We start from the raw sequence: 13200 nt of genomic DNA on the forward strand, positions 1-13200 counted from the left end.
CCTGTAAAGATACTTACGTTTTACTGAATAGCACCATGGATTCAAGATGGCCCGTATGCGGGAACATATCGAGCATCGCGACCCTTTCCAGTTGGTAACCGGCAGCCAGCAGCACCTGGCTGTCCCGGGCAAGTGTAGTCGGATTACAGGAAACATAGACAACGCGTTGCGGCGCAAGTTTAGCAATATGCTGCATCACTCCGCCGGCGCCCGCGCGCGCCGGATCCAGTAACACCTTATCAAAGCCGTGCGCCGCCCACGGCTGGCGCGTTACATCTTCTTCCAGGTTCTCATGAAAAAAGGTGATATTTTCAAGGCCGTTTAGCCTGGCATTATACGCACCTTGCGCCGCTAAAGCTGCTACCCCCTCCACACCCACAACATTTTGTACACATTTCGCGATCGGAAGCGTGAAGTTGCCCATACCGCAGAACAGGTCCAGCACGCGGTCGCCCGGCTGCAGATCGAGCCATGCCAGCGCCGTCGCCACCATTTTCTGATTCACCGCATCGTTGACCTGAATAAAATCGCGCGGGCTAAAGGTTAACTTCAGCTGATGAGACAGATAGTAAGGCTGCTCGCCGGTCACCTGCACCGTCTGTTCGCTGTCCGGGGCGAGAAATAGCGCCAGCTGATGCTTATGCGAAAACTGTTCCAGCTTTTGCCGGTCGCCGGCGCTCAGCGGATCGAGATGGCGTAACACCAGCAGCGGCCCGTTGTCCGCCAGCACCAGCTCGACATGGCCCAGTCGGCGCACTGCCTGCAGCGAGGCCAGGCAGGCGCGCAACGGCAGCAGCAGCGCCTCCAGCTCGGGCTTCAAAATGGGGCAGCAGTCGATCGAAACCAGGTCATTGGAGCCGGTTTTACGAAAGCCCATCTGCAGCGTCTGCGTTTTCGGTTGATACTGCAGCCCCAGACGGGCGCGGCGGCGATAGCCGTAAGCGCTGTCGCCGATAATTTCATCTACCGCGATCTCGCGGCCGGTTTCGCGCGTCAACAGATGCGCCAGCGCCTTCGCTTTGCTCTGCTGCTGCAGCGCTTGTGACGCGTGCTGCTGCTGACAGCCGCCGCAGGCGTTAAACCACGGGCAGCGCGGCGTCACCCGCTCCGCGCTGGGCTGCAGAATCCGCTGCGCGCGGCCGCGCGCGTACTGGCGCTTATCCTCCAGCAGCGTTACCTCAACCTGCTCGCCCGGCAGCGCGCCGCTGACAAACAGCGTCTTGCCCTGATGGCGCGCCACGCCCTGGCCGAACGCATCAAGATCGTGAATAGTGACGGTAACGGTTTGCCGGGTCGTCACACGCCGTTTTGCGGAGTAGAATTGCGCCATAGTGGAATAGAATCTCTGAATAATTGCTACGCGAAGTCACGCCTGCTCTGCAGCGTCACTGCCCGGCGCAATTGTCTCACACCGGACTACCATGACCAAATACAGCCTGCGGGCAAGGATGATGATTTTAATACTGGCGCCGACGCTGATGATCGGCCTGCTGCTCAGCACCTTTTTTGTGGTGCATCGCTACAACGAGCTGCAGCGGCAGCTGGTGGACGCAGGCGCCAATATTATCGAGCCGCTGGCGGTCTCCAGTGAATATGGTATGACCTTTCACAGCCGCGAATCGGTGCGTCAGCTGGTAAGCCTGCTGCATCGCCGCCATTCCGATATCGTGCGCGCCATTACGGTGTTTGATGACAAGAATCAGATCTTCGTCACCTCCAACTACCATCTCAATCAGGATCTGCTGCGCCTGCCGGAAGGCGCCAGCGTGCCGAGCCTGACGGTGATTGAACGCCGCGGCAACGCGATGGTGCTGCGTACGCCGGTGGTGTCGGAAAGTTACTATCCCGACGAGTCGCCGGGGCGCGACGTCAAGCCCACCGACAATCCGCTGGGCTACGTAGCCATTGAGCTGGATCTGCAGTCGGTGAGGCTGCAGCAGTATAAAGAGGTGTTTGTCGCTACCCTGCTGCTGCTGTTCTGCCTCTGTATCGCCATGATGTTCGCCTACCGGCTGATGCGCGACGTCACCGGCCCGATCCGCAATATGGTCAGCACGGTGGATCGCATTCGTCGCGGCCAGCTCGATAGCCGTGTCGAGGGGTATATGCTTGGCGAGCTGGATATGCTGAAAAACGGCATCAACGCGATGGCGATGTCGCTCACTGCCTACCATGAAGAGATGCAGCAAAACATTGACCAGGCAACCTCTGACCTGCGCGAAACCCTGGAGCAGATGGAGATCCAGAACGTCGAGCTGGATCTGGCGAAACGGCGCGCGCAGGAGGCGGCGCGCATCAAGTCGGAATTCCTGGCGAATATGTCCCATGAGCTGCGCACCCCGCTCAACGGCGTGATCGGCTTTACGCGCCAGACGTTGAAAACGCCGCTGACCGCCACCCAGCGCGACTACCTGCACACCATTGAGCGATCGGCGAACAACCTGCTCAGTATCATCAACGACGTGCTGGACTTCTCGAAGCTGGAAGCGGGCAAGCTGGTGCTGGAATCGATCCCCTTCCCGCTGCGCGCCACGCTGGATGAGACCCTGGTGCTGCTGGCGCCTTCGGCCCACGATAAAGGGCTGGAGCTGACCATCAATGTGCAGGGCGAAGTGCCGGATAACGTGATTGGCGATCCGCTGCGCCTGCAGCAGATCCTCACCAATCTGATCGGCAATGCGGTGAAATTCACCGAGCGCGGCAATATCGATATTCGCGTCGAGAAGCGCAGCCTGAGCAACAGCAGCGTCGAGCTGGAGGTGCAGGTTCACGATACTGGCATCGGCATCGCCGAAAAGCAGCAGTCGCAGCTGTTTCAGGCGTTCCGCCAGGCTGATGCCAGCATCTCCCGCCGCCACGGCGGCACCGGGCTGGGCCTGGTGATCACGCAAAAGCTGGTGAACGAAATGGGCGGTGAAATCGCCTTCCACAGCCGTCTCAATCAGGGATCGACCTTCTGGTTCCACGTCAGCCTGGCGCTGAACCCTAACGCCGCCAGCGATCCACGCGCGCTGGACGGGCTGCGCGGCAAGCGTCTCGCCTATGTCGAGGCAAACCCGGCAGCGGCGCAGGCAACGCTGGATATGCTCGGCGCCACGCCGCTGCAGGTCAGCTACAGTCTGACGCTCGAAGGGCTGACCGATGCGCGCTACGATATGCTGCTGGTGGGAATGGCGATCGGCCAGCGCACCGAGAGCGTGCTATCACAGGCTTATATCAACAGTCTGACAGCGCGCGCCGACTGTGTGATCGTCGCGTTGCCGAGCCAGATGCTGCTGCAGGCGGAGCTGCTGAAGACGCGCGGCATCGATGCCTGTCTGTGCAAGCCGGTCACGCGCACGCGCCTGCTGCCGATTATGCTCGATCTGCACGCGCGCAAACTTTACGACCTGCCCGCGCGCACGCGACTGCCGCTGTCGGTGATGGCGGTGGACGATAACCCGGCGAACCTGAAGCTGATCGGCGCGCTGCTGGAGGAACAGGTAGAGAGCATCGTGCTGTGCGACAGCGGTGAAAAGGCGATTGCGCTGGCGCAGCAGCAGGCACTGGACATTATTCTGATGGATATTCAGATGCCGGAGATCGACGGCATTCGCGCCAGCGAGCTGATCCGCGAGATGCCGCAGCACGCCAATACGCCGATTATCGCCGTCACGGCGCACGCCATCGATGGCGAACGCGAACATCTGATCAAAGCGGGCATGAATGACTATCTCGCCAAGCCGATAGACGAGGTAAAACTGAGTCACCTGCTGGCGCGCTACTCCCCTTCGCTGCAGCCGCAGACGGTGGAAACGCCGCTGGTTTCCCCTTCGCTCGACTGGCAGCTGGCGCTGCGTCAGGCCGCCAATAAGCCGGAGCTGGCACGCGATCTGCTGCAGATGCTGCTCGATTTTCTGCCCGAGGTACGGGAAAAGGTGGAACAGAGCCTGGCGGATAATCGCCAGTACGGTCTGCGTGAAATCATTCATAAGCTGCACGGCAGCGCCAGCTACAGCGGCGTGCCGCGCATGAAGCAGCTCTGTCGTCAGATTGAACACAGCCTGCGCATCAGCGGCGATGTGGCGTCGCTGGAGCCGGAACTGCTGGAGCTGCTGGATGAGATGGATAATGTGGCGCAGGAGGCGCGCCACATTTTGAGTCAATCCTGAAACGTCTGGCCTATTTTTAAGGCGGCGGCGATATTGCGCGCCGTCATGCGCACGTTTTGCGCCGCATCATCCAGCGCCTCCTCCAGCGTACAGATAGAGTAGATAACGCTAAACACCGCGTCGATGCCATGCTGATGCACCACGCCGACATCCGCCGTCAGGCTGCCGGCGATGCCGATCACCGGTTTATTGTAGCGCTTCGCCACCTTCGCCACGCCAATCGGCACCTTGCCATGAATGGTCTGGCTATCGATACGCCCTTCGCCGGTGATCACCAGCGTCGCGTCCTTCACCAGCTCATCGAGGCCGAGCGCCTCGGTGACGATTTCAATGCCGCGCCGCAGCTCCGCCTGGCAAAAGGCGTGCAGCGCCGCGCCCATGCCGCCTGCTGCGCCGCCGCCGGGAATATGCAGCACGTCGATATCAAGATCGCGCTGGATCACCGCCGCATAGTGCGCCAGCGCCGCATCCAGTTCCGCCACCAGCTCCGGCGTCGCCCCCTTTTGCGGGCCGAACACCGCCGATGCGCCCGCTTCGCCGGTTAGCGGATTGGTTACGTCACAGGCTACCTCGAAGCGGCACTGCGCCAGGCGCGCATCCAGCGCGCTGATATCGATGCGCGCCAGCGTCGCCAGCGCGCTGCCGCCGTAGCCGATCTGCTCGCCCTGTTGGTTAAGCAGCCGCGCCCCCAGCGCCTGCGCCATGCCGGCGCCGCCGTCGTTGGTCGCGCTGCCGCCGATGCCGATAATAAAGTGCTGTACGCCGCGATCGAGCGCATTGCGGATCAGCTCGCCGGTGCCCCAGGTGGTGGTGACGCGCGGATCGCGCTGCGCGGCGGGCACCAGCTCCAGCCCGCTGGCCGCGGCCATCTCAATAAAAGCGCAGCTCTCGTCGCCGGACAGACCGTAAAAGGCTTCCACCGGTTCGCCAAGCGGCCCGGTGACGCGCAGCCTGACGATTTTACCCCGCGTCGCCGCGACCATCGCCTCTACGGTCCCTTCGCCGCCATCCGCCACCGGCAGCTTGACGTATTGCGCGTCAGGAAAGATCGCACGAAAGCCGTTTTCAATCTCCGCTGCGACCTGCAGGGCGGATAAACTCTCTTTATACGAATCCGGTGCAATAACGATTTTCATAAATTGTCCGAGCGCTGTTGAGCTGGCCGCAGCCAGAGAACGAAGCCGGTCAGCCCGACCGGCAACATAACCGGAGCGGCTGGCTAGCGTGAAACTTCAACCTTCGCTAATTTCTCATAATAGCAGGCCAGCGCGCTGTGATCGGCGGTGCCCATGCCATCGGCCTTCAACGCCTGCATCATTTCCATGACAGCGGCGGTGAGCGGCAGCTGCGCGCCGACGCCGTGCGAGGTGTCGAGCGCGTTGCTGAGATCTTTGATATGCAGATCGATGCGGAAACCCGGCTTGAAGTTGCGATCCATTACCATCGGCGCTTTGGCGTCCAGCACCGTGCTGCCCGCCAGGCCGCCGCGGATCGCCTGATACACCAGCTCAGGATTAACGCCCGCTTTCGTGGCGAGGGTCAGCGCCTCGGACATCGCGGCGATATTCAGCGCCACGATCACCTGATTCGCCAGCTTAGTCACATTGCCCGCGCCGATATCGCCGGTATGCACCACCGAGCCCGCCATCGATTTCAGCAGATCGTAGTGGGCGTCGAACAGCGCCTTATCACCGCCGACCATCACTGACAGCGTACCGTCGATCGCCTTTGGCTCGCCGCCGCTGACCGGCGCGTCGAGCATATTGATGCCCTTTTCCGCCAGCGCCTGATGAATTTCGCGGCTCGCCAGCGGCGCGATGGAACTCATATCGATCAGTACCGTGCCCGCTTTCGCGCCGTCGATGATGCCGTTCTCGCCCAGCGCCACCTCTTTCACCTGCGGCGAGTTAGGCAGCATGGTGATGATCACCTCGCACTGCTGCGCCACCTCTTTCGCGCTTTTCGCTGTGGTAGCCCCCAGCTCAACCAGCTCCGCCTCGTTGGCCGGGCTGGAGTCGCGCACCACCAGCGTGTGCCCCGCTTTCAGCAGGTTTTTACTCATCGGTTTGCCCATGATGCCCAGGCCGATAAATCCAACTTTCATGGTGATTCCCCCTGTTAATTTATTTTTTGAAACGGTCGCACAGCGCCTGCGTCGCGTTGCGGAAGACGCCAAGATCGCTGCCTACCGCGACGAAGGTCGCGCCCCATTCGAGATAGCGGCGCGCGTCCGCCTCGACCGGCGCCAGGATGCCGCTCGGTTTGCCCGCCGCTCTGGCGCGGGCGAAGATATGCTGGATGACCTTCAGCACCTCAGGATGGGCGGGCTGACCGAGATAGCCGAGCGCGGCGGAGAGATCGCCCGGACCGACGAAGATGCCGTCGACGCCGTCGACGGCGATGATGCTGTCGAGGTTATCCACGCCCTGCTGGCTTTCGATCTGCACCAGCACGCTGATATTGCTGTTGATGTCGAGGTTATAATCCGGCAGCGTGCCGTACATATTGCTGCGGTGCGAAACCGATACGCCACGAATGCCGGCAGGCGGATAGCGCGTCGAAGCGACCGCCATGCGCGCCTCCTCTTCGCTCTCGACAAAGGGGATCAGGAAGTTATAGAAGCCAATATCCAGCAGGCGCTTAATGATCACCGGCTCGTTGCAGGGCGGACGCACCACGGCGGCGCTCGGGCTGCCTTTTAGCGCCATCAGCTGCGGCACGAAGGTGGTGATATCGTTCGGCGCATGCTCGCCATCCAGCACCAGCCAGTCAAACCCTGCCAGCCCCAGAACTTCGGTAGTGATGGGATTGGCCAGCGAACACCAGCTGCCAATCAGGGTTTCACCGCTCAGCAGGCGCTGACGAAAACGGTTGGGATAGCTCATTCTGTTTCCTCTTGGTTAGGCGCTTAGCGCACCAGGCAGGGCCGCTTGTTATTGAATGTCCAGTTCGGGACGAGGAACTGCATCGCCTGCGCGTCGTCGCGCGCGCCCAGGCCGTGCTTCTGATAAAGTTCATGCGCCTTCATCACCTGATCCATATCCAGCTCTACGCCGAGGCCCGGCGTCTGCGGCACCTGCACCATGCCGCCATTGATCTCCAGCGGCTGTTTCGTCAGGCGTTGGTTGCCCTCCTGCCAAATCCAGTGGGTGTCGATGGCTGTGATGTTGCCGGGCGCAGCGGCGGCGACGTGGGTAAACATCGCCAGCGAAATATCGAAATGGTTATTGGAGTGGGAGCCCCAGGTCAGGCCGAACTCATGGCACATCTGCGCCACACGCACCGACCCCTGCATAGTCCAGAAGTGCGGATCGGCCAGCGGGATATCCACCGACTGCAGTGAAAGCGTGTGGCCCATCTGCCGCCAGTCGGTGGCGATCATGTTGGTGGCGGTTGGCAGCCCGGTGGCGCGGCGGAACTCCGCCATTACTTCGCGGCCGGAATAGCCCTGCTCTGCGCCGCACGGATCTTCTGCATAGGCCAGCACGTTGCGCAGCTGCTTGCCCAGCTGAATCGACTCTTCCAGCGACCAGGCGCCGTTGGGGTCGAGGGTGATGCGCGCGTCGGGGAAGCGCTGCGCCAGCGCGGTGACCGCTTCCGCCTCTTCGCTGCCCGCCAGTACGCCGCCCTTCAGCTTAAAGTCGTTGAAGCCATACTTTTCATAGGCCGCTTCCGCCAGTCGCACCACGGTTTCCGGCGTCAGCGCCTCTTCGTGGCGCAGGCGGTACCAGTCGCAGCTGGCGTCTGGCTCGCTCTGATAAGGCAATGGGGTTTTGCGGCGATCGCCGACGTAGAACAGGTAGCCCAGCATTTCGACGCGATCGCGCTGCTGGCCTTCGCCCAGCAGGCTGGCAACGTTGACGCCGAGGAACTGGCCGAGCAGGTCAAGCAGCGCCGCTTCAATGCCGGTTACCACGTGAATGGTGGTGCGCAGATCGAACGTCTGGCTGCCACGCCCGCCGGCGTCGCGATCGCCAAAAGTGGCACGCACCCGATTAAGCAGGTTTTTATATTCGCCCAGCGTATGGCCGATAATCAGCGCCGCCGCCTCTTCCAGCGTCTGACGGATTTTTTCGCCGCCCGGAATTTCACCGACGCCGGTGTGGCCCGCGTTATCCTTGATGATCACGATATTGCGGGTGAAGAAAGGTGCGTGTGCGCCGCTCAGGTTCAGCAGCATGCTGTCGTGGCCGGCGACCGGGATGACCTGCATCGCGGTAATTTTCGGCGTGGCGTTCTGTTGGCTCATGGTCGATTCCTTATGCTTACCTGCGCCCGAACACCGGGCGCTTGCGATCAAATGTCCAGCCGGGGATCAGATACTGCATGGCGGTGGCATCGTTGCGTGCGCCACCCGGCAAGGTTTTATACAGCTCATGCGCCTGCTGCAGGCGCTCCGGATCCAGCTCAATGCCAAGCCCGGGCTTATCCGGCACGGTGATTTTGCCTTGCCGGATCTGCAATGGCTCTCGGGTCAGGCGCTGATCGCCCTCCTGCCAAATCCAGTGGGTGTCGATGGCGGTCGGTTTGCCCGGCGCGGCGGCGCCGACGTGGGTAAACATCGCCAGCGAGATATCGAAGTGGTTATTGGAGTGGCAGCCCCAGGTCAGGCCCCAGTCGTCGCACAGCTGCGCGACACGCACCGCGCCGCTCAGCGTCCAGAAGTGCGGATCGGCCAGCGGAATGTCGACGGCGTTTAGCATCACCGCATGCTGCATCTCTCGCCAGTTGGTGGCGATCATATTAGTCGCAACCGGCAGCCCGGTGGCGCGGCGGAACTCCGCCATCACTTCGCGTCCGGAGTAGCCCTGTTCCGCGCCGCAGGGATCTTCGGCATAGCTCAGCACATCCTGCATCCCCTTACAGAGCGCGATCGCCTCATCCAGTCGCCAGGCGCCGTTGGGATCGACGGTGATGCGCGCCTCGGGAAAGCGCTTTTTCAGCGCGCGCGCGGTATCGATCTCATCCTCGCCCGGCAGCACGCCGCCCTTTAGCTTGAAATCTTTAAAGCCGTAACGATCCTGCGCCGCTTCCGCCAGCCGCACCACCGCATCGCTGTCCAGCGCCTGTTGATGACGCAGGCGATACCAGTCGTGGCTCGCACCGTCGCCGCTAAGATAGGGCAGATCGGTTTTCTGCCGGTCGCCGATATAGAACAGGTAGCCCAGCACCGTGACCGCGTCGCGCTGTTGGCCAGGGCCGAGCAGCTCCGCCACCGGTACGCCGAGAAACTGGCCGAGCAGATCGAGTAGCGCCGCCTCCAGCGCCGCCACCGCATTGACCCGCAGCTCAAAGGTCCAGGCGCCGTTGCCGAAGGTATCGAAATCGGCGTGCTGGTTGCCTTTGTGAACCTGCTGCACCAGCCGGTTCATGCGCGCGACCTCCTGCCCCACCACCTGCGGAACGGCGGCAAGCAGAGTCTGATAAATGGTCTCGCCGCCCGGCGCTTCGCCGAGGCCGGTATGCCCGGCGCTGTCGGTCAGCACCACGATGTTGCGGGTAAAGAAGGCGCTATGCGCGCCGCCGATGTTCAGCAGCATACTGTCGTAGCCGGCCACCGGTACCACTTTCATCCCGGTAATCACCGGCGTGCTTTGCGTGTTCATCGTCGCTCCTTACGCTATCTTTTTCAGTTCGATGCGCTTGATATCGCCCACCAGCACCAGGTAGCTCAGCACCGCCACCAGCGCATGGATGCCAACGTAGATCAGCGCGCCGTTGTAGGAGCCCGTCACCGCGATGATATAGCCGATAGCGATCGGCGTGACGATGCCGGAGATATTGCCGAACATATTGAACAGGCCGCCGCTCAGTCCGCTGATCTCTTTCGGCGCGGTATCCGCCATCACCGCCCAGCCCAGCGCGCCGATCCCCTTGCCGAAGAAGGCGGTCGCCATGAAGAACACCACCACCCATTCGGTTTCGACGTAGTTACAGGTAACCATTGAAATCGAGAGCAGCATGCCCAGCACAATAGGGGTTTTGCGGGCGATGTTCAGCGAGCCGGTTTTACGCATCAGCCAGTCGGAGATCACTCCGCCCAGCACGCCGCCGAGAAAGCCGCAGATCGCCGGAATAGAGGCGATAAAGCCCGCCTTCAGAATCGACATGCCGCGCGCCTGCACCAGATAGACCGGGAACCAGGTGATAAAGAAGTAGGTCAGCGCGTTGATGCAGTACTGGCCAAGGTAGATGCCGAGCATCATGCGCGAGGTGATCAGCTGACGAATCTGCCCCCACTTCTCGCGCCCGCTGACTTTCTCCTGCGCTTTTTTCACATCCATATTGATCAGCGCGCCGCCCTTCTCCATATACTCCAGCTCGGCGCGGTTGACGCCCGGATGGTCGTTAGGATCGTGGATCACTTTCAGCCAGACAAAGCTGAGGATGATGCCGAGACCGCCCATAAACCAGAAGACGTGCGCCCAGCCCACCTGCGCGGTCAGCCAGCCCATAATTGGCGCGAAGATCACCGTAGCGAAATATTGCGCCGAGTTAAAAATCGCCACGGCGGTACCGCGCTCCTGCGCCGGGAACCAGGCGGCGACGATGCGGCTATTGCCGGGGAACGAAGGCGCTTCCGCCAGCCCGACCAGGAAGCGCAGCATGAACAGCGCGACGATCACGGTAAAGCCTTCAAAGACATTGACGAAGCCCTGCAGCAGGGTAAACAGCGACCAGATGAAGATGCTCCAGAAGTAGACGCGCTTCGAACCGAAGCGGTCGAGCAGCCAGCCACCCGGGATCTGGCCAATCACGTAGGCCCATGAGAAGGCGGAGAAGATATAGCCCATGCCGACGGGATCGAGCCCGATATCTTTCGCCATCGACGAGCCGGCGATCGAGAGGGTGGCGCGGTCGCCGTAGTTAAACGAAGTGACGATAAACAGCATCACTACGATCCAGTATCGCGCGTTCGTTCTTTTTTCTACGGCGCTTTCCGCCTGGCTGTATGAATTCATGATGCACTCCTGAAATATAGCAATACGCTACTTTCCACTCTGACTGCATACACATCGCGTTGGGTATCAGAATGAGGTTGGGTTGAACATGGCGATGATTATTCGTTAGCAAAAACAGCTATTACGCAGCGCGGCTGCTTCACCTGTCGTCAAACTCGAGAAAAAGTATATGGAGCGCATCGGCGCAATTCACTGGAAGAAAGCCCTACATTCAACGGCATGAAGCGCTTAATTTATGGCGTTTGCACAAGTCGCTGCGGCACCGCTCACGGAATCGTTTTTTTCCGGCGGCGAGACGGGAACGCGCGGCGCTCAGGGCTCGGCTTTGTGAGCCTCTTCACTTGCACTTGTTCCAACGCCTGAAAATGACGTAAATCGGCGGCATAAAATCGGACATCTGCATAATGCCGGGGCGATGGCCCCTCCTTATACTCGTTAGCAGCAAAAACTAAAGACGCGGTTTCGCCTGCGCCATCCCCCACTCCACTCTTTTTCCGTTTACTGGACGCCGAAGCAATGAAAACGATTCGTGAAGAGACGCCGCGCTATATCCGGGTACACGAAGCCGATAATGTCGCTATCGTGGTGAATGACAACGGCCTGACCGCAGGGTCGGTTTTTCCCTGCGGCCTGCAGCTGACCGAGCATATTCCTCAGGGCCATAAGGTGGCGCTGACGCCCATTGCGCGCGGCGAAGCGATACGCCGCTACGGCGAGGTGATCGGCTATGCCCTGCGCGCTATTCCGCAGGGCGGCTGGATTGAAGAGTCGCTGGTGGCGCTGCCCGAAGCGCCGCCGCTGGCGAGCCTGCCGCTGGCGACGCGCGTGCCGGAATCGCTGCCGCCGCTGGAAGGCTACACCTTCGAAGGCTACCGCAACGCCGACGGCAGCGTCGGCACGCGCAATCTGCTGGGCATCACCACCAGCGTTCACTGCGTCGCCGGCGTGGTCGATTACGTGGTCAATATTATCGAACGCGAGCTGCTGCCGCGTTATCCCAACGTCGATGGCGTGGTGGCGCTCAATCATCTCTACGGCTGCGGCGTGGCGATCAACGCGCCGGCAGCGGTGGTACCGATCCGCACCATTCATAATTTGGCGCTGAACGCTAATTTCGGCGGCGAAGTGATGGTGGTCAGCCTCGGCTGTGAAAAGCTGCAGCCGGAGCGACTGCTGGCCGCCAACGGCGATGATGTGCAGGCAATCTCACTCGGCGACGAAGATATCGTGCGGCTGCAGGATGAGCGCCACGTCGGCTTCGAAGCGATGGTGCAGGAGATCCTGCAGGTGGCGGAGCGCCATCTTCAGCGCCTGAATCAGCGCCAGCGGGAAACCTGCCCGGCATCCGAGCTGATTGTCGGTATGCAGTGCGGCGGCAGCGACGCCTTTTCCGGCGTGACGGCCAATCCGGCGGTCGGCTTCGCCTCCGATCTGCTGGTGCGCTGCGGCGCGACGGTGATGTTTTCCGAAGTGACGGAGGTGCGTGACGCGATCCATCTGCTGACGCCGCGCGTGGTGGACGAAGCGACGGGAAAACGTCTGCTGGAGGAGATGGCCTGGTATGATGACTACCTGAGCCTGGGGCAAACCGATCGCAGCGCCAACCCTTCGCCGGGCAATAAAAAAGGCGGGCTGGCGAACGTGGTGGAGAAAGCGCTTGGCTCTATCGCCAAGTCAGGGCGCAGCGCCATCGTCGAGGTTCTCTCGCCCGGCCAGCGGCCGACCAAACGCGGGTTAATCTATGCGGCGACCCCCGCCAGTGATTTTGTCTGCGGCACGCAGCAGATGGCTTCCGGCATCACCTTACAGGTATTTACCACCGGACGCGGCACCCCGTACGGCCTGGCGGCGATCCCGGTGATCAAAATGGCGACGCGCACTGCGCTGGCGACGCGCTGGCACGATCTGATGGATATCAACGCGGGCACTATTGCGACAGGGGAAGAGACCATTGAGCAGGTGGGCTGGCGGCTGTTTGAGCTGATCCTGGAGATCGCCAGCGGCCGCCAGCAAACCTGGTCCGATCGCTGGGGCATTCGCAACGCGCTGGCGGTGTTTAACCCGGCGCCGGTGACCTGACGCCGTGG

The 13200-nt window shown here is 61.4% G+C and carries 9 protein-coding genes; 2 read left to right on the forward strand and 7 right to left on the reverse strand.

What is annotated here, in order from left to right; all coding sequences use genetic code 11:
- Positions 1-13: 13 nt before the first annotated feature.
- Positions 14-1330, reverse strand: a complete 1317-nt coding sequence (gene rlmD, locus C2E15_RS16855) for a 23S rRNA (uracil(1939)-C(5))-methyltransferase RlmD (protein ID WP_104958386.1) — start codon at positions 1328-1330, stop codon at positions 14-16.
- Between the two features lie 91 nt (positions 1331-1421).
- Between rlmD and barA the strand changes: the two genes are divergently transcribed.
- The gene (gene barA / locus C2E15_RS16860) at positions 1422-4151 is read left to right on the forward strand and encodes a two-component sensor histidine kinase BarA (RefSeq protein WP_104958387.1); all 2730 of its coding nucleotides are present in this window, start codon (positions 1422-1424) and stop codon (positions 4149-4151) included.
- On the opposite strand, the gene C2E15_RS16865 is transcribed toward barA, so the two are convergent.
- From C2E15_RS16865 to C2E15_RS16890, 6 genes are all read right to left on the reverse strand, one after another.
- Positions 4142-5287, reverse strand: a complete 1146-nt coding sequence (locus tag C2E15_RS16865) for a glycerate kinase (RefSeq protein ID WP_104958388.1) — start codon at positions 5285-5287, stop codon at positions 4142-4144. The two genes, barA and C2E15_RS16865, sit on opposite strands and share 10 nt — an antisense overlap.
- Positions 5288-5370: 83 nt before the next feature.
- The gene (gene garR / locus C2E15_RS16870; protein WP_146108560.1) at positions 5371-6255 is read right to left on the reverse strand and encodes a 2-hydroxy-3-oxopropionate reductase; all 885 of its coding nucleotides are present in this window, start codon (positions 6253-6255) and stop codon (positions 5371-5373) included.
- Positions 6256-6274: 19 nt separating this feature from the next.
- Complete coding sequence (gene garL / locus C2E15_RS16875; protein ID WP_104958389.1) at positions 6275-7036, reverse strand: 2-dehydro-3-deoxyglucarate aldolase; 762 nt, start codon at positions 7034-7036, stop codon at positions 6275-6277.
- 23 nt (positions 7037-7059) lie between these two features.
- Positions 7060-8400, reverse strand: a complete 1341-nt coding sequence (gene gudD / locus C2E15_RS16880; RefSeq protein ID WP_104958390.1) for a glucarate dehydratase — start codon at positions 8398-8400, stop codon at positions 7060-7062.
- 16 nt (positions 8401-8416) lie between these two features.
- Entirely contained in the window at positions 8417-9757 is a 1341-nt protein-coding gene (locus tag C2E15_RS16885) for an enolase C-terminal domain-like protein (protein WP_104958391.1), read from the reverse strand.
- 9 nt (positions 9758-9766) lie between these two features.
- Entirely contained in the window at positions 9767-11113 is a 1347-nt protein-coding gene (locus C2E15_RS16890) for an MFS transporter (RefSeq protein WP_104958392.1), read from the reverse strand.
- A gap of 516 nt (positions 11114-11629) precedes the next feature.
- On the opposite strand from C2E15_RS16890, the gene garD reads away from it, so the two are divergent.
- Positions 11630-13192, forward strand: a complete 1563-nt coding sequence (gene garD / locus C2E15_RS16895) for a galactarate dehydratase (protein ID WP_104958393.1) — start codon at positions 11630-11632, stop codon at positions 13190-13192.
- The last annotated feature ends 8 nt before the right edge of the window (positions 13193-13200 follow it).

Source organism: Mixta gaviniae (assembly GCF_002953195.1).
Lineage (GTDB): Bacteria > Pseudomonadota > Gammaproteobacteria > Enterobacterales > Enterobacteriaceae > Mixta > Mixta gaviniae.